The organism is Streptomyces sp. NPDC058683, from assembly GCF_042716195.1.
Classification (GTDB): domain Bacteria; phylum Actinomycetota; class Actinomycetes; order Streptomycetales; family Streptomycetaceae; genus Streptomyces.
On sequence record NZ_JBHXSK010000013.1, the window covers coordinates 84779 to 104735 of the forward strand.

Annotated in this window: 18 protein-coding genes; 4 read left to right on the forward strand and 14 right to left on the reverse strand. The window is 71.2% G+C overall.

The window, feature by feature from the left end; genetic code table 11:
• The 6 genes from ACFWXC_RS16230 to ACFWXC_RS16255 all read right to left on the reverse strand — a co-directional run bounded on the left by ACFWXC_RS16230 (position 1) and on the right by ACFWXC_RS16255 (position 5107).
• Positions 1-1338, reverse strand: coding sequence for a CpaF family protein (locus ACFWXC_RS16230; RefSeq protein WP_384479099.1), 1338 nt, complete (start codon positions 1336-1338; stop codon positions 1-3).
• A gap of 17 nt (positions 1339-1355) precedes the next feature.
• A complete protein-coding gene (locus tag ACFWXC_RS16235; protein ID WP_384479101.1) occupies positions 1356-1703 on the reverse strand; it encodes a TadE/TadG family type IV pilus assembly protein in 348 nt (115 codons plus the stop codon).
• Positions 1700-2026, reverse strand: a complete 327-nt coding sequence (locus tag ACFWXC_RS16240; RefSeq protein WP_384479103.1) for a pilus assembly protein — start codon at positions 2024-2026, stop codon at positions 1700-1702. Before ACFWXC_RS16240 ends, ACFWXC_RS16235 begins: the two co-directional genes overlap by 4 nt.
• A 218-nt stretch (positions 2027-2244) precedes the next feature.
• Positions 2245-3507, reverse strand: a complete 1263-nt coding sequence (locus ACFWXC_RS16245) for a CpaE family protein (RefSeq protein WP_384479104.1) — start codon at positions 3505-3507, stop codon at positions 2245-2247.
• A 12-nt stretch (positions 3508-3519) separates the two neighbouring features.
• Positions 3520-4224 (reverse strand): Flp pilus assembly protein CpaB, encoded by a 705-nt coding sequence (cpaB, locus tag ACFWXC_RS16250; RefSeq protein ID WP_351708543.1) that lies wholly within the window; start codon positions 4222-4224, stop codon positions 3520-3522.
• A gap of 55 nt (positions 4225-4279) precedes the next feature.
• A complete protein-coding gene (locus tag ACFWXC_RS16255) occupies positions 4280-5107 on the reverse strand; it encodes a hypothetical protein (protein WP_384479320.1) in 828 nt (275 codons plus the stop codon).
• 304 nt (positions 5108-5411) lie between these two features.
• On the opposite strand from ACFWXC_RS16255, the gene ACFWXC_RS16260 reads away from it, so the two are divergent.
• Positions 5412-7136 (forward strand): chitinase, encoded by a 1725-nt coding sequence (locus ACFWXC_RS16260; protein WP_384479106.1) that lies wholly within the window; start codon positions 5412-5414, stop codon positions 7134-7136.
• A gap of 93 nt (positions 7137-7229) precedes the next feature.
• Here ACFWXC_RS16260 and ACFWXC_RS16265 read toward each other — a convergent pair whose 3' ends face one another.
• Entirely contained in the window at positions 7230-8153 is a 924-nt protein-coding gene (locus ACFWXC_RS16265; protein ID WP_384479108.1) for an MEDS domain-containing protein, read from the reverse strand.
• A 283-nt stretch (positions 8154-8436) separates the two neighbouring features.
• Between ACFWXC_RS16265 and ACFWXC_RS16270 the strand changes: the two genes are divergently transcribed.
• Positions 8437-9792, forward strand: coding sequence for a M14 family metallopeptidase (locus ACFWXC_RS16270; protein ID WP_384479110.1), 1356 nt, complete (start codon positions 8437-8439; stop codon positions 9790-9792).
• 36 nt (positions 9793-9828) lie between these two features.
• Here the strand turns inward: ACFWXC_RS16270 and ACFWXC_RS16275 are convergent, their stop codons facing one another.
• From ACFWXC_RS16275 to ACFWXC_RS16295, 5 genes are all read right to left on the reverse strand, one after another.
• Positions 9829-10482, reverse strand: a complete 654-nt coding sequence (locus tag ACFWXC_RS16275; RefSeq protein ID WP_384479112.1) for a hypothetical protein — start codon at positions 10480-10482, stop codon at positions 9829-9831.
• A gap of 64 nt (positions 10483-10546) precedes the next feature.
• On the reverse strand, positions 10547-12028 hold the full coding sequence (locus ACFWXC_RS16280; protein ID WP_384479114.1) for a GntP family permease: 1482 nt from the start codon (positions 12026-12028) through the stop codon (positions 10547-10549).
• A gap of 107 nt (positions 12029-12135) precedes the next feature.
• Positions 12136-12546, reverse strand: coding sequence for a RidA family protein (locus tag ACFWXC_RS16285; protein WP_351708518.1), 411 nt, complete (start codon positions 12544-12546; stop codon positions 12136-12138).
• Positions 12543-13310: an IclR family transcriptional regulator gene (locus ACFWXC_RS16290; protein WP_384479116.1), complete on the reverse strand. Its 768-nt coding sequence runs from the start codon at positions 13308-13310 to the stop codon at positions 12543-12545. Before ACFWXC_RS16290 ends, ACFWXC_RS16285 begins: the two co-directional genes overlap by 4 nt.
• Positions 13307-14491, reverse strand: coding sequence for a sugar kinase (locus ACFWXC_RS16295; protein WP_384479322.1), 1185 nt, complete (start codon positions 14489-14491; stop codon positions 13307-13309). The genes ACFWXC_RS16290 and ACFWXC_RS16295 overlap by 4 nt, the downstream gene beginning before the upstream one ends.
• Positions 14492-14676: 185 nt before the next feature.
• Here ACFWXC_RS16295 and ACFWXC_RS16300 point away from each other — a divergent pair, with 185 nt between their 5' ends.
• Both ACFWXC_RS16300 and ACFWXC_RS16305 read left to right on the forward strand, forming a co-directional pair.
• Positions 14677-15957 carry an amino acid deaminase gene (locus ACFWXC_RS16300; protein ID WP_384479118.1) on the forward strand — a complete coding sequence of 427 codons (1281 nt, stop codon included), beginning with the start codon at positions 14677-14679 and terminating at the stop codon, positions 15955-15957.
• Between the two features lie 8 nt (positions 15958-15965).
• The gene (locus ACFWXC_RS16305) at positions 15966-17573 is read left to right on the forward strand and encodes an amidohydrolase family protein (protein ID WP_384479120.1); all 1608 of its coding nucleotides are present in this window, start codon (positions 15966-15968) and stop codon (positions 17571-17573) included.
• A gap of 83 nt (positions 17574-17656) precedes the next feature.
• On the opposite strand, the gene ACFWXC_RS16310 is transcribed toward ACFWXC_RS16305, so the two are convergent.
• Together ACFWXC_RS16310 and ACFWXC_RS16315 are read right to left on the reverse strand one after the other, a co-directional pair.
• Positions 17657-18508, reverse strand: coding sequence for a trypsin-like serine peptidase (locus ACFWXC_RS16310; RefSeq protein ID WP_384479122.1), 852 nt, complete (start codon positions 18506-18508; stop codon positions 17657-17659).
• 729 nt (positions 18509-19237) lie between these two features.
• On the reverse strand, positions 19238-19852 hold the full coding sequence (locus tag ACFWXC_RS16315; RefSeq protein ID WP_384479123.1) for a hypothetical protein: 615 nt from the start codon (positions 19850-19852) through the stop codon (positions 19238-19240).
• Positions 19853-19957 lie beyond the last annotated feature (105 nt).

Below are 19957 nucleotides of genomic sequence, written 5' to 3' on the forward strand. Positions count from 1 at the left end.
CTACCTCGCTTCTCGGGTGGTGAGCTGGTCGAAGTGCTGGGCCACGCCGAAGGCCTGCGGGATGGGCTGGCTCGCCAGGTAGAGGCGGTCGGCGGTGCGGCGCGGGAGCGGGAAGTACTGGAAGGCGCCGTGGACATGGCCGTCGTGGGTCATGGGCCGGGCGTCGAAGCGGGCCACCGTCGCCAGCCGGTACGGCTCGCTGCCGTGGCTGTCCAGCACCGCGATCTCGGTGATCCGGCGGGCGCCGTCCGCGAACCGGGTCAGCTGGACGATGACCTCGACCGCGCTGTTGATCTGGTCGTGCAGGGCGACGAAGGGGACTTCGACGTCCGACATGGAGGCCAGGGTCTGGAGCCGGGTCAGGGCATCCTCGGCGCTGTTGGCGTGGACGGTCGCGAGCGAGCCGTCGTGGCCGGTGGACATGGCCTGGAGCATGTCCAGGGACTCGCCGCCGCGGACCTCGCCGACCACGATCCGGTCGGGGCGCATCCGCAGCGAGTTGCGGACCAGGTCGCGGATGCTGACCTGGCCCTTGCCCTCGACGTTCGCCGGGCGCGACTCCAGGCGGACCACGTGCGACTGCTGGAGCTGGAGTTCGGCGGAGTCCTCGATGGTGATGATGCGTTCGTGCGCCGGGATGAGCCCGGAGAGGGCGTTCAGCAGGGTCGTCTTCCCGGTGCCGGTGGCGCCGGAGACGATGATGTTGAACTTCGCCTGCACCAGGCCCGCCAGCAGGAACACCATGTGCTCGTCGAGCGAGCCGAAGCCGATCAGCTCCTGGAGGGTGAAGGAGCGCGGGAAGCGGCGGATGGTGAGGATGGGGCCGGTCAGGGAGAGCGGCGGGATGATGACGTTGACGCGTTCGCCGGAGGGCAGGCGGGCGTCGACCATCGGGTTGGACTCGTCCACGCGGCGGTTGACCGTGGAGACGATCCGCTCGATAGTCTGCATCAGCTGGTCCGCGGACGCGAACCGCAGCGGCAGTTGCTCGACCCGGCCGCCGCGCTCGACGAAGATCGCGTCCGGGCCGTTCACCATGATTTCCGTGATCGACGCGTCTTCGAGCAGCGGCTCCAGGATGCCGAGGCCGAGGGCCTCGTCGACCACCCGGCGGATCAGCTGGGAGCGCTCGACGGTCGACAGGACCGGGCCCTCGCGGCTGATGATGTGGCCGAGGACGCGTTCCAGGCGCGCCCGGCGCTCGGCGGCAGCGAGCGTGCTCATCTCCGCGAGGTCGATCTCCTCCAGGAGCTTGGCCCGGTAGGAGGAGACCAGATGGCCGTCCTCACCCCGGCTGCCGTGCTCCTCGGGGGAGTTGATACGTGCCCGCAGGCTCATGTTGCCGTGCTCCTCGTTCAGTGGTCGACGGGCATCGTGGCGGACTTGGTGGCGTTGCCCAGCTCCCAGACGATCTTCGGGATGTGGACCGTGGCGGTCACGGTGACCGAGTCGCCGCCGCCGGAGGAGGCGCAGCTCACGTCGATCCCGCCGCTGACCGCGGCGGCGCAGGCCGCGTCGACGCCTTCGTGCAGCGAGGCGGCCCGGGCCCCCGCCCGGGCCGCCGTCCCGGCCTGCTCGGCGGCGTAGGCGACGGCACCGAGCTGGATGCCGGCCAGCCCGACGATGAGCAGGACCGGGATGAAGCCGAGATACTCGATGGCGACCTGGCCGCGGTCGCGGAACCGCCGACTGGGGTGCGTCACTGCTTCACCTCCTCCACCGTGCCGGCGTGGCCGGTCACCGTGACGGGGAAGTCGATGGTGCCGGGGAAGAGGACCGGGACGTGCAGGGAGACGTCCGCGGTGACCATGCCGGTGCCGCCGCACTGCACGGTGGCGCCCTCCCGCCAGGCGCTGGAGAGGTCCTCCAGCGCGGCTTGCTCGCAGACGCCGCTCCGTTCCCCCCGGGGGACGGCCGTGCCCGCGCGTACGCCTTCGTCGGCGGCGTTTCCGGCGAGGGTGAAGGCGTATCCGACGAGGACGGCCTGCCACATGAGTACGAGGGTGAGGATGATGACCGGCGTCATGCCGAGGAGCTCGATGGTGACCTGGCCGCGGTCGCGTGCGGGCGCGGCGGGCCGTCGGTCGGGTGCGGGTGCGTGGGGGCTGGTCGCGCAGTTCCCCGCGCCCCTACGGGGCGCTTCCTTGCGGGACGCCGCAAAGACGCGCCCGGTTGAAGCGCGCCCAAGGGGCGCGAGGAACTGCGCGCTCGGCCCCCACCGCCCCGCACTCGCCCCTCGGCCTCTCACGGCAGTTCCTTCCGCCGCCGGAACCCGACCGCCGCCCGTTCCCCGCCCCGGGCCCGTGCCCCGGCCCGGCGCGGCACCGTTCCCTCCGCCGTCCGTACCAGGCCCAGCTCCCCGGCCAGCGCCCACAGCGCCTGCTTCACCGTGCTGCGGGCGTCGAGTTCGTGGATCCGGCCCGCGTCCACCACGCCCTGGAGTTCCTTGAAGTTGGCGGGGATCGGGGTCCCCGCCAGCGCGGTGCCGGTGATCCGCTGGATCAGGGCGGGCTGGATCTCCGTGGCCTTGGTGTGCCGGTTGACGACCACCGTGGTCTCCTCGGCCTTGCGGATCTGCAGCCGGTCCCACATCCGCACCGTGCGCTTGGCGGCGCGTACGGCGACCACGTCGGGCGTGGTCACCAGGAGCGCCAGGTCGGCGGTCTCCACGGCCGCCGCGCCCGCCCCGCCGAGCTGGGCGCCGCAGTCGACGACCACGATCTCGTAGCGGGAGCGCAGGGCGCTGAGGATCTGGCGGGCGGCCCGGTCGGTGACCTCCTCGCCGCGTTCGCCCTCGGCGGGTGCGAGGAGCAGGGCGAGCCCTGAGTCGTGGCGGAAGACGGCCTCGGCCATGACGCGGGGGGAGATGTCGTTGACCGCGGCCAGGTCGGCGACCGAGCGGCGGAACTGGACGTCCAGGTAGGAGGCGACGTCCCCGGTCTGGAGGTCGAGGTCGACCAGGGCGGTGGAGTGGCCGGAGGCCTGCGCGGCGAGGGCGATCTGGATCGCCACCAGGGTCGCGCCGGTCCCGCCCTTCGCGCCGCTGACGGTGACGACGGTCCCGCCGACGCCGGCGAACGCGTCCGCGCCGTGGCCGAGGTGGCGCCGTACGCCCGTGGACCACTGGGCGACCGCCTGGACGCGGCCGGCCAGTTCCTCGTAGCTCATGGGGAGCCCGACCAGGCCGCGGGCGCCGGAGTCCATCGCGGCGGCGAACAGGCCGGGGCTGGTGTCGCTGGTGACGAGGACGACGCCGACCGCCGGGAAGCGCAGGGCGACCTCGCGGATCAGCTCCAGGGCCGGGACCGGGCCGATGCGTTCGTGGACGACGACGACCTCGGGGAGTTCGTCGACGGACTCGGCGGCGAACCGGGACAGAGTGTCGACGAGTTGGGTGGAGTCGACGACGGGCGGCAGCGGTTCGCTGTCCGGGAGCTGGCTGAGCAGCGAGACCAGGGCGCGGACGGCGTCCGCGTCACCGACGGCGGGGAGGATCCTGATGGGCATGCGAGGCGCCTCTCACTTGTCCGTCGCGAGTTCGTAGGTGCGGTCCTTGTCCGGCACGGTGGTGGTCGTGCCGGGCGCGACCAGGGCGAGCCGGACCCGCTGGGCGAAGGACTCCGCGTAGGTGAGGCGCTGGGCGTCGAGCGTGGACAGCGCGAAGGTGATGGGGACGGCGTCGCTGGGCTGCTGGTTCCTGTTGTCCGGGTCCACGTAGCTGAGCTGGGCGCCGACGTCCAGGACCCGGGCGTTGGTCACGATGATCTTCGACTGGTCGGGGTCGCTCTGCTGCTTGCCCTCGAAGGTGGCGTAGACGTTGACCAGCGAGCCCGGGGTGATCTTGCCGGCCACTCCGGTGGCCGCGTCGATCATGATCGCGACCTCCTGCTCGCCGGCCTTCAGCGCGGGCTGGTCGACGATCATGTCGGTCTGGAGCAGGGAGCCCTTCTTCAGCGTGGTGACCGCGATCTTTCCCTCGATCGCGCTGAGGCTGGTGACGGCGTTGGCGGACAGCCACCGCTGGGGCATCTCGACCTTCTGGAACTGGCCGGCGCTCAGCGTCGTGTACGGCTTGACGTCCGACCGGACCTTGTACGCGGTGACCTTGGGGCCGACCTCGGACTTCGCGTTGTCGATGACCGAGAGCACGCCGGCGAACGCGCCGAGCGCGCAGATCACCGACAGGATCAGGAGTATCACGCCGCGGCGCTGACGGGAGTTCATGGACCGTGCGACCTCATCGGGGGAAGTGGGGGAACCGAGCGGTGGGTGGTACGGGTCAGGCGGGCGTCCGCTGTTCCAGCGCGCGGTGCGCCGGGGGGTCGTAGACGGGCGGGGTGGCGGAGCAGAAGACACAGCGGTCGCCGATGACGTCGATGCCGCACCAGTGGCAGCTGGTCTGCCGGACCGAGGTGACCAGCTGGTAGAGGACCGACAGGTCGGCGAGATAGCTGGTGAACTCGATCATCCGGCCGGTCCCCCACCACTGGGACGACTCGGCCGGCAGCGGGGTCTCGCGCAGCCCGTACGCGCCCCAGGACTTGGCGAGGCCGCCGATCCACTCGGACTGCAGCTGCCCTCTGGCGACCAGCATCCAGGTGCTGAACTCGGGTCCGGTCAGGGTCGCGTCCGGGCCGACCCGGACCAGTTGCGGCTGGGGGTGCGCGACGACGGCGAACTGGGTGCCGGGCATCCAGGACTTGGCGTGCGCCTTGAGGGTGACCGGGACCCGGTCCAGCTTGGCGACCGAGCCGAGGACGGCGCCGGAGTGGATGTAGTGGGTGAGCAGCCGGCCGGCCGACGCGAGGACGCCGGGGCTGAGGTCGCAGGAGGCCAGCTGCCGCAACTGCCGGGCCAGGACGGCGATACCGAGGGGCGGCAGGTCGGGGCGGAACAGGGCGATCCGGTCGCTCTCCAGCAGGGAGCGCAGGGTGTGCAGGCGCCGGGTCACGGCTTCGGGTACGGCCGCGGAGCAGACGACGATCACATGACCGTGCTGCTCGATGAGCGCCACGAGCTCGGCGAGGGTGTGGTCGAGGGGCCGCTGGTCCAGGTCCCGGAGCACGACCGCGGGCATGGTCCGCTCGTCCTGCACCGGCAGCGCCATGTCGGCACTGGTCACGGCAATGGCAGTTGGCACGCGCAGCTCCCCGCTCTTCACACCCCGGCGGCCCACCGGTGTTACTCCAATGAGCCGGGACGACTTCATTGCGTGACTACCTCAGCACTGTAACCACGCCTCTGTGACCGGAGAACAGCGTTTGTCCAGCTGTCTGGGATCCGTGACCATACAAGTTGCGCCAAATCGGGACAGGTTGAGCATATGACCGGGGTCTGGTCCGGTCAGCGGCGGCTTTGAATTTGGTCTGGACCTATTGACACCTGAATTGGTCTGGACCACCTTGATTGTCATGCCCAGACTCATCCCCCGACTCGTGTCCCGGCATGCCGGACAGCGAGGTATCCGAACCTGGTCTGCCGTGGCCGCGCTCGCCACGGCACTCGCGATGGCGGGCCTGGCCTCCTCGCCGGCCTCCGCCGCCGACGTCAACAACGTGAAGAACGCCGGCTTCGAGTCGGCCCTCACCAACTGGACCTGCTCCGCGAGCAGCGGTACGACCGTCTCCTCCCCCGTCCACTCCGGCGCCGCCGCCCTCAAGGCGACCCCGGCCGGGCAGGACTACGCCCAGTGCAGCCAGACGGTGGCGGTGAAGGCCAACTCCACCTACACGCTGAGCGCGTGGGTGCAGGGCTCCTACACCTACCTCGGTGTGACCGGCACCGGCACCACGGACGTGTCGACCTGGACCCCGAACACGTCCTGGACGCAGCTGTCGACGACCTTCACCACCGGCTCCTCGACCACCTCGGTCACGGTCTGGACCCACGGCTGGTACGGCCAGCCCGCCTACTACGCCGACGACGTCTCGGTCTTCGGCCCCGACGGCGGAGGCGGCTCCGACCCGGCGCCGACCGTCCCCGCGACCCCCTCCGGTCTCGCGGTCTCCGGTACGACCTCGTCCTCCGCGTCCCTGTCCTGGAGCGCGGTGTCGGGTGCGACCGGCTACAACGTCTACCAGAACGGCACCAAGGTCACGGCGGTCTCCGGTGCCTCGGCCACCGTCACCGGCCTCGCCGCCTCGACGTCGTACTCCTTCCAGGTCACCGCGACCAACTCGGCGGGTGAGTCCGCGAAGTCGACGGCGGTGACGGCGACGACGACCGCGTCCGGCGGCAACGGCGGCGGCTCGCTGCCCAAGCACGCGGTGACGGGCTACTGGCAGAACTTCAACAACGGCGCGACCGTCCAGAAGATCTCGGGCGTGCCGTCCTCGTACGACATCATCGCCGTCGCCTTCGCGGACGCGACCAGCACACCGGGCGCGGTGAGCTTCACCCTCGACTCCGCCGGGCTCGGCGGGTACACGGTCGACCAGTTCAAGGCCGACATCCAGGCCAAGAAGGCGGCCGGCAAGAAGGTCATCATCTCGATCGGCGGCCAGAACGGCACGATCTCGGTGAGCGACTCGGCGTCCGCGACGAACTTCGCCAACTCCGTCTATTCACTGATGCAGACGTACGGCTTCGACGGCGTCGACATCGACCTGGAGAACGGCATCAACGCCACCTACATGAGCCAGGCGCTGCGCTCGCTGTCGTCGAAGGCGGGCTCCTCGCTCATCATCACCATGGCCCCGCAGACGATCGACATGCAGTCGACGTCCAACGGGTACTTCCAGACGGCCCTGAACGTCAAGGACATCCTCACGGTCGTCAACATGCAGTACTACAACAGCGGTTCCATGCTGGGCTGCGACGGCAAGGTGTACAGCCAGGGCTCGGTGGACTTCCTCACCGCGCTGGCCTGCATCCAGCTCCAGGGCGGCCTCAGCCCCTCCCAGGTGGGCCTCGGCCTGCCGGCGTCGACCAGCGCGGCGGGCAGCGGCTACGTCTCCCCGACGGTGGTCAACAACGCCCTGGACTGCCTGACCAAGCTCACCAACTGCGGCTCCTTCAAGCCGTCGACGGCCTACCCCGACCTGCGCGGCGCGATGACCTGGTCGACCAACTGGGACGCGTCGTCGGGCAACGCGTGGTCCAACTCGGTGGGAGCCAAGGTCCACGGCCTGCCGTAGCGATCACCCGTGAGCGGGCCGCGACGCCCCCACCGTCGCGGCCCGCCCTGCGGAGCCACGCGCACCCGCACGTACCGAGCCCGAACCACACCCTCACGCATACTGGACGCGGATCCTCGCCCGGTCCCCCGGCGCCCCGTCCCGCACATCGACGTACGCGCACACCTGGCGGGTGAACCACAGCCCCTGCCCGGGTTCCGGCTCCCCGTCCCGCGGCGGCACGAATCCGGCCAGCGGATCCCCCACGGCCCGGCACAGCCACAGCTCGCAGACGCAGGCCGGAGCCTCGCCCCAGGCGAGGAACTCGACGACCGGACCGTGGGCGCCGGCCGCGGCCACCACCGCCCGCGCGAACAGCTCCGCGTCCGCGGCCGCCAGCCCCTGCCCGGCCGCCCAGGCGCGTACCGACTCCGCGGCCGGCAGCCGGGTGACCGTCCGCGGGGGCGGCGGCAGCGGTACGGCGTCCAGTTCGCGGACCAGCACCGGCGGTTGCTCGTACACCCCGGTACCCGGGTGGGCGCGGCGGGCCGCGTCGACGACGGCCGGGCCCGCCGTCCGGGTGTCGTACGCGCACAGGGCCGTGGTGGCGAACGGGGCGAAGAGGAGGTTGGCGAGGGACTCGTAGCGGATCCACTCGGTGCTCTCCCGCACCGAACGCCCGGCCCGGCCCGCCCAGTCGGGCTCCATGAGGAGATGAACACGACCGCCGGGTCCGGCGTTCGCGGCGAGGTAGCCGGCGCCCTGGGCCACGGCGTTGGCGGCCGTGCCCGTGTACCAGTCGGTGTGGTCGACGAAGCCGATGTCCCGGGCGTCGGTGCCGAGCGCGTCGCGCAGGACCGCCAGCAGGCCGGGGGCGGCGATGGCGACGGGCGGCGGCTCGTCGGGGGCGGCGAGCCCCTCGGCGAGGAAGGGCAGGGCGGCGGCGACGAACGCTTCGTCCGAGCCGAACACGGCCATCCGGTGGTCGAAGTGGCCCCCGGCCGCGGCGGGGCGCGCGCTCGTCCTGGTGCTCATCATCACCCAGCCCTCCTCCTGGCCCTCCGTCCACGGTCTCCCGGCGGACCGGGGAGACGCACACGGACGTCACGCGGGCGGGTGTATTTCGGTGGGGGCCGCCTGCGGTTGCGGGTAAAGGCGTAATCTGCGCGGCCTTTTCGCGCGGCCGGTTCCCGCGGCCGATTTTACTGTCTTGACCTGTCCATGCCATTCCTTGGACGATGAGCGCCACCCGCACAGCCTCAGCACAACAACTGCACAGGTTTGTCGCACTGAACCACCCCCACCTCCCCCAGGAGATTTCATGCGACTTCGCATTCGCGGCTCCGGCGCCCTCCGCCGCGGCCGGACCGCCGCGCTGGGCACCCTGCTGGCCCTCGCCCTCGCGGCCCCCGTGTCGGCGACGGCCACCCACGCGAGCGCCGACAGCGCGCGTCCGGCGTCACCCTCGGCCGACGACGTCCGGCAGTACGAGATCCACCAGAGCACCACCCCCGTGACCCGCGCGGCCATCCAGCAGACCGGCGTCACCGTGGACGAGGTCGACGAGGAGACGGTGGTCGTCTCCGGACGGGCCTCGCAGATCGCCGCGCTGAAACGCCTCGGCTACGAGGTCACGCTCCTCGGCGCGGCCCCCGACCGGTCCACCGCCGCCGACGAGCTGCGCCTGTTCGACTTCCCGACGGCCGACTCGAAGTACCACAACTACGCCGAGGCGAACACCGAGATCGGGCAGCGGCTCGCCGCCTACCCCGCCATCATGAGCAAGCAGGTGATCGGCAAGTCGTACCAGGGCCGGGACATCGTCGCCATCAAGGTCAGCGACAACGTCGCGACGGACGAGAACGAACCCGAGGTCCTCCTCACCTTCCACCAGCACGCGCGCGAGCACCTCACCGTGGAGATGGCGCTGTATCTGCTGCGGGAGCTGGGCGCGGGATACGGCTCCGACTCCCGGGTCACGAACATCATCAACAGCCGGGAGATCTGGATCGTGCCGGACCTCAATCCGGACGGCGGCGAGTACGACATCGCCACCGGCTCGTACCGGTCGTGGCGCAAGAACCGGCAGCCCAACTCCGGCTCCTCGTACGTCGGTACGGACCTGAACCGGAACTGGAACTACAGGTGGGGCTGCTGCGGCGGGTCCTCGGGCAGCACGTCCTCGGAGACCTACCGGGGTGCGTCCGCCGAGTCGGCGCCCGAGGTGAAGGTCGTCGCCGACTTCGTGCGCAGCCGGGTCGTCGGCGGGAAGCAGCAGATCAAGGCCGGGATCGACTTCCACACGTACAGCGAGCTGGTGCTCTGGCCGTTCGGGTACACGACGGCCGACACGGCCACCGGGATGACCGCGGACGACGCGGCCGCGTTCAAGGCCGTGGGGCAGAAGATGGCGGCCAGCAACGGCTATACGCCGGAGCAGTCGAGTGATCTGTACATCACGGACGGGTCGATCGACGACTACCTGTGGGGTACGCAGAAGATCTTCGACTACACGTTCGAGATGTATCCGACGTCCAGTTCCGGGGGTGGGTTCTACCCGCCCGACGAGGTGATCGAGCGGGAGACCTCCCGGAACCGGGACGCGGTGTTCCAGCTGCTGGAGAACGCGGACTGCATGTACCGATCGATCGGGAAGGAAGCACAGTACTGCGGCTAGGCGGCCACGGGACCGGGGCCGCCCGCCTGCGCCGGGCTACTTCTCGTCGCGGACCTTGTCCTCGGCGTCGGCGTCGGCGTCGGCCTCGGTCCCGGTCTCAGCCTCGGCCTCGGTCTCAGCCTCGGTCTTGTCGTCCGTCTCCAGGGCGTCTTCCTCTTCCTCGCCGTCCTCGAAGTACGCGTCCAGGACCGCGTCCAGGTCGTCCTCCCACTCCTTGAAGCGGGAGCGGGACGTCGCCTCGATCTCGATGGGGTACCAGCGGCGGTCCGGGGTGTGGACGGTGATCGTGAAGCGCTTCCCGAAGCGCGGTGCCTCGGTCTCGATCGCGCCGATCTCGTCCCAGCGGAACTCGCACTTCTCCTCGTCGAGACTGAGGCGCACGCCCTGGTGGTCGGCCGCTATCCGGGCGCGCCGGTCGGAGGCCTCGAAGACGGGCCCCTCCGGGGCGGCCTCGGTCTCCTCGGTGTCTTCGGCGTCCTCGTCCACCGCGGTGTCGGCGGCGGCCGCGTCCTTGGTCAGGGCCACCGGTTCCACCGTCGCCTCGGCACCCTCGGCCTCCTCGGGCCGGGTGTCCTCCGGCCCCGCGTCCTCCGGCTCGGCGGACGCGGGTGAGGTGAGCCCGGGGATGAAGGCCGGGTCGAATCCGGCGCCTTCCAGGGGCTGGCTGTTGGCTCCTATGCGCTGCTCCACAGCGGGCAGTATGGTCCAAGAACCTGTGCCGGAGACAGCCAGTCCCGACTTCGTTATCAGACGCCTACACGAAGACACTCAGCACGGCCGCCACCGCGAACCCGGCCACCGACAACACCGTCTCCAGCACGGTCCACGTCTTCAGGGTGTCGCGTTCGCTGATGCCGAAGTACTTGGCGACCATCCAGAAGCCGCCGTCGTTGACGTGCGAGGCGAAGATGGAGCCCGCCGAGATGGCCATGATGACGAGGGCCACGAAGGCCTGGGAGTGGTGGCCCTCGCTGAGCAGGGGGGCGACGATGCCGGCCGTCGTCACGATCGCCACCGTCGCCGAGCCCTGCGCGACCCGCAGGACGACGGAGATCAGGTAGGAGAGGACGATCACCGGGAGGCCCACGCCGTTGAAGGTGTCGGACAGGGCCTGGGCGACCCCGCTGGCCTTCAGCACGGCACCGAAGATCCCGCCCGCGCCGACCACCAGCAGGATGTTGCCGACCGGCTTGAGGGACGCGGTCGACACCGTCTCCAGGGACTTGCGGGACCAGCCGCGCCGGATGCCCAGCAGGTAGTAGGCGAGCACCAGGGCGAGGGTGAGGGCGACCATCGGCGTGCCGAAGAACTCGATCACCGAGCGGCCGGTGGAGGGGTCCAGGGCGATGGACGAGAAGGTCGCGGCGAGGATCAGGACCAGCGGCGTACCGATGATGGCGAGGACCGTGCCGAGCGCGACGGGCTTCTCCTGCGGCTCGACGCCGGCCGCCCGCTGCTCGGCCAGCACGGCCTGCTTGGCCTCGTCGGCCGCCTCGACCATGTCCTGCGGTACGCCGACGAAGATCCGCTTGCCGATCCACGCCGAGTACACCCATGCGGCCAGCACCGCCGGGATGCCGCAGACGACGCCCATGAGGATGACCCAGCCGAGGTCGACGTGGAGCAGGGCGGCGGCGGCCACCGGGCCGGGGTGCGGCGGCAGGAAGGCGTGGGTCATGGAGAGGCCGGCGAGGAGGGGAAGGCAGTAGAGGAGGATCGACTTGCCGCCGCGTTTGGCCGCCGCGTAGACGAGCGGGGCCAGCACGAAGATGCCGACGTCGAAGAAGACCGGGATGCCGAAGATGAGTCCGGTGAGGCCCATGGCGAGCGGGGCCCGCTTCTCCCCGAAGAGGTTGAGCAGCCGGGAGGCCAATACCTCCGCCCCGCCGCTGACTTCGAGGATCGCGCCGAGCATGGTGCCGAGGCCGATGATGATCGCGACATGGCCGAGGATGCCGCCCATGCCGGACTCGACGGTGGAGACGGCGTCCGAACGCTGGACGGTGCCGAAGAGCTCGGTGACGGAGAGACCGGCCAGCAGGCCGACGGTTATGGAGACGGCGAGCAGGGCGACGAAGGGCTGGAGCCGCGCCTTGATGATGAGGAAGAGCAGCAGGGCGATGCCGATGGCGGCGACGGTGAGGAGTCCGGCGGTGCCGTCGAGGAGGAGGAGCAGTCCTCCGGTGTGGGGTGGGGCGGCCGGGGTGGTGGAGGCGGCGAGCGGTAGGGACGACATGTGGGGGTCCTCTTCGTAAGTACACGGTGCTTTCGGGCAGGGGGGATCGCGGCACGGCACCCGGTGGGGTGCCGTGCCGTGCAGGACGTGCGGGAGCTGGCGGGCCGTCAGCCGAGGACGGCGAGGGCGTCGATCTCGATGAGGAGGCCGGCGGGCAGACCGACGTAGACGGTCGTGCGGGCGGCGGGCGGGGCGGTGAGGCCCTGCTCCTCGAAGTAGGTGTTGTAGATGCCGTTCATCTCGGCGAAGTGGTCCACGTCCGTCAGATAGACGCGGATCATCATCACGTCGTCCCAGGAGGCGCCGCCCTCCTCCAGGATCGCCTTGACGTTGGCGAGGGTCTGGAGGGTCTGCTCGCGCAGCGTGGGGCCGGCCGGCGTCGGGGGCTTGCCCTCCTCGGCGGGCAGGAAGCCGACCTGGCCGGCGACCTGGAGGATGTTGCCCTTGCGCACACCGTGGGAGAACTTGGCGGGCGGGGTGGTGTGGGTCGTGGGGGTGAGGGCGGTCTTCTCGGTCATCGGTTGCCGGCTTCCTTGATCGGGGTTCTGCCTGAGTACTCGCCGCTGATCGCGTCCGCCGTACGGCGCACCTGCGGGAGCAGGGTGAGGAGTTCGTCGGCGGTGACGACGACGTTGGGCGCGGAGACCGACATCGCGGCGACGACCCGGCCGTCGGCGCCGCGGATGGGGGCCGCGACGCAGTTGATGGACTCCTCGTGGCCGCCGAGGTCGGTGGCCCAGCCCTGTTCGCGCACCTTGGCCAGTTCCTTGCGGAAGGCCTCCGCGTTCGGTGTCGAACGGGCCGTGTACATGGGGTAGTCGAGCTTGTCGGCGAGGGCGCGCCGCTCGGGCTCGGGCAGATCGGCGAGGAGCAGCTTGGCTACGGCGGCGACGGTGATGGCCACCGGCTTGCCGATCCGCGAGTACATGCGCACCGGGTAGCGGCTCTCGACCTTGTCGATGTAGAGGACCTCGCCCTCCTCGAACACGGCGAGGTGCACGGTGTGCCCGCAGGCCTCGTTGAGCCGGGCCAGGTGGGGGTGGGCGATCTCGCGGATGTCGAGGTTCTCCATCGCCTCCTGGGCGAGCGCGAAGAGCCGGGCGCCGAGGCGGTAGCGCTGGTCGGACTGGCGGTAGACGAGCCCGTGTTCGTGGAGGGTGCGCAGCAGCCGCAGCGCGGTCGACTTGTGCACGCCGAGGCGCTCGGCGACCTGGCCGAGGTCGGCGGGGCCCTCGGCGAGCAGCGGCAGGATGCTGAGCGCTCGGTCGACGGTCTGGCTCATGGGGTGCGTACCTCCTCTTCGGCCGGGTCGGCTCGGGTCCAGCCGGGGCCGAGTCGAAGTCTCTCCCACGCGGCTGCGTCGAGGGCGGTCAGCCGGTCGGCGGTGTCGCGGGCGGGGGGTGCGGCGAGGTCGGCGGGGGTGGTGAGAGCGGCGGCGGCGTAGAGGTGGCCGAGCCGCAGCGTTCGAGGCAGCGGCAGTCCCCGCAGGGCCCCGGAGAGAAACCCGGCGGCGAAGGCGTCACCGGCACCGACGGGGGCGACGACGTCGACGGCGGGGGCGGGTTCGAAGACGGAGGTGAGGGCGGGGGCGGGGTCGCTTACCGGCGTTGGCAGGGTGCCGCCCGCGGCTGAAGAGAAACGGCCGCCGAAGCGCCCCGTCAGGGGCGCGGGGAACTGCGCGACCAGCCCCCACGCACCCGCAGCCACACCCACACCCAGACCCGCACCCGCACCCGCACCCGCACCCGCACCCGCACCCGACACAAACGCCGCGGCCCCCGCTCCCCCCTGCTTCACCACCAACACACCCGGCTCCGGCAGCAGCTCACGAACCGCCTCCGGTCCGCCCGTCACCCCCCACGCCTCCTGCGCCTCGTCCTCCCCCACAAACACGATGTCGGCCCGGCGCGCCAGCTCCAGCAGGACATCAGGGCCGTCGCCCGAACCCCACAACCCGCGCCGGTGGTTGACGTCGAAGGACACCACCGGCCGCCCCTCGGCGGGAGCCGTCAGCTCCCGCAGCAGGTCCAGGCACCCGGACGACAGCGCGGCCGTGATGCCCGACAGGTGCAGGATCCGGGCCGCGCGCACCGCGGCCAGGTCCACCGTCTCCACCGACATGGCGGAAGCCGCCGACCCCGCCCGGTAGTACGCGACCTCATGCGCGTCCGTCGCCCGGTCCCCCGCCGTACGGAAGTACACCCCGGTCGGCCGCACGGGGTCACGGTCCACGCGTCCCACGTCGACGCCGTAGGAAGCCACCGTCTCCACCAGATGGTCGCCGAACCCGTCGGCGCCGACCCGGCTGACCCACCGCACCGAATGTCCCGCCGCCGCCAGTGCACACGCCAGGTTGGACTCCGCGCCGCCGATCGCACGGTCGAAGGACGGCACGTCCGCGAGGCGCCCCGGCCGCGTGGGCAGGAACGTCACCATGGACTCGCCGAGCGCGACGACGTCCACGACATCCACACCGTCAACGGCGTCAACGGCGTCCGTGGCCTTCACGATGGTCGTGGCTCCTCGTCGTTGGGGAAGGGTCGCTGGGGGCTCCATTGACCCGGCGTTGGCGTGGATGTTAGACAGCGGTAAGCGATATACGCAATGGACGTTGCACAGAATGCAACCCACCAGATCAGGGAGGCTCCGTGTCCTTCGACACCGGCACCGACGCGCTCGTCCGACTCACGGAGGAACGCGTCGACCACCGTTTCAAGGGCCTCCCGCCCGACGCCGAAGGCCTCACCGTCGGCGAGCTGACCGCCCAGCGCCGCAACCTGTTCTCCGACGGCTTCGCCACGCCCGTGCTGGCCCTCTCCGCCGAGCGCCTGGAGCACAACCTCGCGCTCATGGAGACGTACGCCGAACGGCACGGCCTCGCCTTCGCCCCGCACGGCAAGACCTCCATGGCCCCGCAGCTCTTCCGGCGCCAGGTCGAGCACGGCGCGTGGGGCATCACCCTCGCCGTCCCGCACCAGGTGCGGGTGGCCCGCGCCTTCGGCACCCGGCGGATCTTCCTGGCCAACGAGCTCGTGGACGCCCCGGCGCTGCGCTGGATCGCCGCCGAGCTGGAGCGGGACGCGGAGTTCCGCTTCGTCTGTTACGTCGACTCCGTGCGCGGGGTGGAGCTGATGGACGCGGCGCTGAAGGGGAGCTCCCGTCCGGTCGACGTCGTCGTGGAGCTGGCCGCCGGGGAGGGTGCCCGTACCGGCGTCCGTACCGAGGCGGAGTGCTCGGCGGTCGCGGACGCGGTGGCCGGGGCGGCGGGAACCCTGCGGCTGGTCGGGGTCGCCGGGTACGAGGGCGAGGTCCCGCGGGCGGACCCCGACCGGGTGCACGCCTATCTGCGCCGGCTCGTCGCGCTCGCCGTCGGCTTCGACAAGGCGGGACGGTTCGCCGGCACCGACGAGATTTTCGTCAGCGCGGGCGGCAGCGCCTGGTTCGACGCGGTCGCCGACGTCTTCGCCGGGATCCCCGAACTCTCCCTTCCCGTACTGAAGTTGCTGCGGTCCGGCGCCTATGTCTCGCACGACGACGGCCACTACCGGGAGATCACCCCCTTCAACCGCGTCCCCGAGGAGGGCGCCCTGGAGCCGGCCTTCCGGCTCTGGGCGCAGATCGTCTCCCGCCCCTCCGCCGAGCAGGCCTTCGCCAACGCGGGCAAGCGGGACGCGGCCTACGACCTGGACCTCCCGTTCGCCCAGGTGATCCGCCGGGACGGCACCGAGCGCCCGGCGACCGGGGTGTCGGTCACCGGCCTGTCCGACCAGCACGCCTGGCTCGCCACCTCCCCGGAGGCGGATGTCCAGGTCGGGGACTGGGTGGGCCTCGGCCTCTCGCACCCGTGCACGTCCTTCGACAAGTGGCAGCTGATCCCGGTCGCCGAGGCGGACGGCACGGTCGTCGACTACGTCCGCACGTTCTTCTAGGAGGGGCCGTGGATCAGCTCGTCATCCGGGACGCGGACGTCGTCGACGGCAGCGGGGCGCCCGCCTACCGCGCGGACGTGGTCATCGACGAGGGCCGGATCGTCACCATCGTCAAGGAGGCCGCGGCGGCTGGCTGCCAGCGCCCGCGCGCGACGCGCGAGCTGGACGCCGAGGGTCTGGTCCTCGCCCCCGGGTTCATCGACATGCACGCCCACAGCGACCTGGCCCTGCTCCGCGACCCGGACCACAGCGCCAAGGCCGCGCAGGGGGTCACCCTCGAAGTCCTGGGCCAGGACGGGCTGTCGTACGCCCCCGTCGACGACCGCACCCTCGCCGAGGTCCGCCGGGCCATCGCCGGCTGGAACGGCCACGGCGACGACATCGACTTCGACTGGCGCTCGGTGGGCGAGTACCTGGACCGCCTGGACCGGGGCATCGCCGTCAACGCGGCCTACCTGATCCCGCAGGGCACGGTCCGCGCGCTGGCCGTCGGCTGGGAGGACCGCGAGGCGACCCCGGCCGAGCTGGACCGGATGCGCCGGCTGGTGGCGGAGGGCATGGAACAGGGCGCGGTCGGCATGTCCTCCGGCCTCACCTACACCCCCGGTATGTACGCCGCGGACGCCGAACTGACCGAGCTGTGCCGGGTGGTGGCGTCGTACGGCGGCTACTACTGCCCGCACCACCGCTCGTACGGGGCGGGCGCGCTGGAGGCGTACGAGGAGATGGTGGCCCTGTCCAGGGAGGCGGACTGCGCCCTCCACCTGGCCCACGCCACCATGAACTTCGGCGTGAACAAGGGCCGGGCGCCCGAGCTGCTGTCCTTGCTGGACGGGGCCCTCGCGGCCGGCGCCGACATCACGCTCGACACCTACCCGTACACCCCCGGCAGCACGACCCTCGCGGCGATGCTGCCGAGCTGGGCGAACGAGGGCGGCCCGGACGCGGTCCTGGCCCGGCTGGCGGACGACGAGACGTCCGAACGCATCCGCCACCACCTGGAGTCCCTCGGCTCCGACGGCTGCCACGGCGTCCCCATCGAGTGGGACACGATCGAGATCTCCGGCGTGGCCGACCCGGCGCTGGCGGACTTCGTCGGCCGTACGGTCGAGGAGTCGGCGCGGCTGCGCGGCGAGCCCCCGTGGACGACGGCCCGCCGCCTGCTGCTGGCGGACCGGTTGGCCCCTTCCATCCTTCAGCACGTCGGCCACGAGGAAAACGTCCGCACGATCATGCGCCACCGCGTCCACACCGGCGGCTCGGACGGCATCCTCCAGGGCGCGAAGCCGCACCCCCGGGCGTACGGCACGTTCCCGCACTACCTCGGCCACTACGTACGGGAGTTGGGAGTCCTCTCCCTGGAGGAGTGCGTCGCCCACCTCACCGCCCGCCCCGCGGCCCGGCTGCGCCTGCCGGACCGCGGACTCGTCCGCGAGGGGTACCGGGCCGATGTCGTCCTCTTCGACCCGGAAACGGTGGCGGCGGGTTCAACGTTCGAGCAGCCACGCAGACTCCCGACGGGCATCCCCCACGTCCTGATCAACGGCCGCTTCGTGATCGAGGAGGGCCGAAGGACGGATGTGATGGCCGGGCGCGCCATCCGCCGCACGCTTTGAACACCCCGCACGAAAGCGCCCCGTCAGGGGCGCGGGGAACTGCGCGACCAGCCCCCACGCACCCGCACCCTGACAACAACCCACTACGGCTTAGGCAGGGTGCAACCACTCGCACTCAGGTTCAGCACATTCCCCGTCGTGAAGCACGCCGGAATGATGTACGTCTCCTCCGCGTAGTTGATCCCCTGCCGCACCGTGACGTTCCCGCTCGCGTCCACCTCGCACGGGTTGTTGACGGTGCACCGCTCCCCGTCCTCGTTGCCGGTGTTGTTGACGGCGACGACCTGCCCCGTGGTGGTGTCGATCACCGGCGAACCCGAAGTCCCGCCGATCGTGTTGCACGCGGAGGTGTAACGGACCGAGTCCTTCCAGGTCCAGTCGCCCTCCTCCAGCCGGTACACGAACCCGTCGATGTTGCAGCTGTAGATCGTCTTCCAGTAGCCGGAGACGACCTTGATGGCGGTGCCGGCGACGGGGTGCGTGCTGCTGACGGTGAGCGGGCTGATGCCGTAGGAGCTCTTGATCGCCGCGTACGTCGTGGTGGTGCGGTAGATCGTGACGTCCGTGTCGGTCATCGTCGAGTAGACGACCTGGTTGGCGCGGAGCGTGGCGACCCTGGTGCCGGTGGAGTTCAGCAGGCCGAAGGTACGGCTGGAGGACTGTCCGGTGATGACCTCGCCGGGCTCCGGGAAGCCGGTCTCCAGGCAGTGGCCGTTGGTGAGGACCAGCGCCGGGTCGGTGTCCGCGGAGTTCGGGAAGCGGATGACCGAGCCGGAGCAGTTGCTGAGCGAGACGGTGCCGGCGAAGTTGACGGTCACCGCGGCGGCCGCCTTCGGCTGCACGTCGGCCTTGGCCGCGGGCGCGGCGACCGCCGGTACCACGCCCATCCCGGTGATGGCCAGGGAGGCGAGCGCGGCGACGAGAGGCTTGTTCATGTGGGGGGTCCCCTCTGTACGACGAGGTGACCGGAGATCTTCCGGCCACCCGCTTTTTGTCATGCACATTTTCAGCACAACCGGGGGTGAGGGCAAGACGCAGTTTCCGGTCGGCCCCACCGGCGCAATCCGGCGCCGGTGGAGTGTGCCGCGCACGAAGGGGGTTCACGGGGGCGACGAGCAGGACCGTACGACTGGAGCAGTTGGGACTTCCCTACACGGATGACGACGAACTGCTGCGGCTGGTTGGCCGGTTGCGCCGATCGCTCGCCGACCTGGACATGGCCGGAACAGGGTCGGCCCACTCCTCCGAGAACCCGCCCACGGGTTCCAAGGGCGGGGAACCGGTGGCCACCGGGACGCTCGTCGTCACGGCCGCCTCCTTCGCCCTGCGCCAGGCCCTGCTGCTCGCGGACACGGCTCAGGAACCGGCCCCTGCGCGGCATCCGTGTCGAACTCGACGGCCTCAGCATCGAGTTGGGTCACGCCTCGGCCACCGAACGCGAACGCCTCATCGACGCGTTCCTCGCGAGTGCCGGACAGCCGGACGGGGAGCCGGGCCGACCCGCGCCCGAGCCGCCGCCGCAGGACTCGAACTCCGCGTGACCGCACCGGCGTTCGCCGAGGGCGTGTTGTACATGACCGACTCGCACGGCGGCCCGCACGCCCTGCCGAGACGCTGAGGCGTGCCACCGCGTCCAACCGGTACACGCCGCGTCACACCGCTTCTCAGTGGGACCGGCCGCCGCCTCTGCCATGTCCTCGCCCCGGCCGCCAGGACGAGGTGCTCTCGGCCGGCGAAGTGGGGGTGGGCGTCGCCGAGGGCGTCACGTCGGCCCTGCGGGAGGCGGCAGGGCCGGTCGAGGCGCTCGTGGGTGTGGGCGCACCTACGGACGGCGAGGCGGCGAGGGTGGACGACGCGGCCTCGACCGGCGCGGCCGAGGCACTGCTCGGGCTCACCTCGTCCGGTTCCCCGGCCGGTGACTCGCCGGCCGTGCGCTGCGTACCGCTCCGGCCGTCCTGCGTGCCGTCCGACGGGGAGAGGGCGAAGCCGGCGATCAGCGCGGCCACGGACGCGGCGCCCAGCGCGCCCACGGCGACGGCCACGGGCTTCGCACGCCGGCCGGTCGTATCGCGGGCGGCCCGCCGCCGGTCCGCCCGGCCCAGCCCCGGTGGTACGGGGGCGACGGGGGCGATCCGGGGCAGCTCGCGCGTCTCGTCGTAGGCGTTGAGCCAGCCGTGCGCGGACGCCGGATCCCTGAACTCCTCGTACGCGGGGGCCGGTGCGCCCTGCGGGCGGTGGACGCGGGAGGGTCCGTCTTCTTCCTCGGCAGGTCTCGGCATGGACGCGGATTCTAGGAGGGAAGGGGTCGATGAGACAGTTACCGTCGATAACAGGCCAAACCGCCGGGACCTTCCGTGTCTCACGTGGTGGGAAACACGACGCGA

Coding starts and splice junctions, on each gene's coding strand:
- ACFWXC_RS16310 (WP_384479122.1), bottom strand. CDS start 18,508: ATGAACAAGCCTCTCGTCGCCGCGCTCGCCTCCCTGGCCATCACCGGG.
- ACFWXC_RS16270 (WP_384479110.1), top strand. CDS start 8,437: ATGCGACTTCGCATTCGCGGCTCCGGCGCCCTCCGCCGCGGCCGGACC.
- ACFWXC_RS16240 (WP_384479103.1), bottom strand. CDS start 2,026: ATGACGCCGGTCATCATCCTCACCCTCGTACTCATGTGGCAGGCCGTC.
- ACFWXC_RS16255 (WP_384479320.1), bottom strand. CDS start 5,107: ATGGCGCTGCCGGTGCAGGACGAGCGGACCATGCCCGCGGTCGTGCTC.
- ACFWXC_RS16290 (WP_384479116.1), bottom strand. CDS start 13,310: ATGAGCCAGACCGTCGACCGAGCGCTCAGCATCCTGCCGCTGCTCGCC.
- ACFWXC_RS16245 (WP_384479104.1), bottom strand. CDS start 3,507: ATGCCCATCAGGATCCTCCCCGCCGTCGGTGACGCGGACGCCGTCCGC.
- ACFWXC_RS16280 (WP_384479114.1), bottom strand. CDS start 12,028: ATGTCGTCCCTACCGCTCGCCGCCTCCACCACCCCGGCCGCCCCACCC.
- ACFWXC_RS16315 (WP_384479123.1), bottom strand. CDS start 19,852: ATGCCGAGACCTGCCGAGGAAGAAGACGGACCCTCCCGCGTCCACCGC.
- ACFWXC_RS16260 (WP_384479106.1), top strand. CDS start 5,412: ATGCCCAGACTCATCCCCCGACTCGTGTCCCGGCATGCCGGACAGCGA.
- cpaB (WP_351708543.1), bottom strand. CDS start 4,224: ATGAACTCCCGTCAGCGCCGCGGCGTGATACTCCTGATCCTGTCGGTG.
- ACFWXC_RS16285 (WP_351708518.1), bottom strand. CDS start 12,546: ATGACCGAGAAGACCGCCCTCACCCCCACGACCCACACCACCCCGCCC.
- ACFWXC_RS16230 (WP_384479099.1), bottom strand. CDS start 1,338: ATGAGCCTGCGGGCACGTATCAACTCCCCCGAGGAGCACGGCAGCCGG.
- ACFWXC_RS16265 (WP_384479108.1), bottom strand. CDS start 8,153: ATGATGAGCACCAGGACGAGCGCGCGCCCCGCCGCGGCCGGGGGCCAC.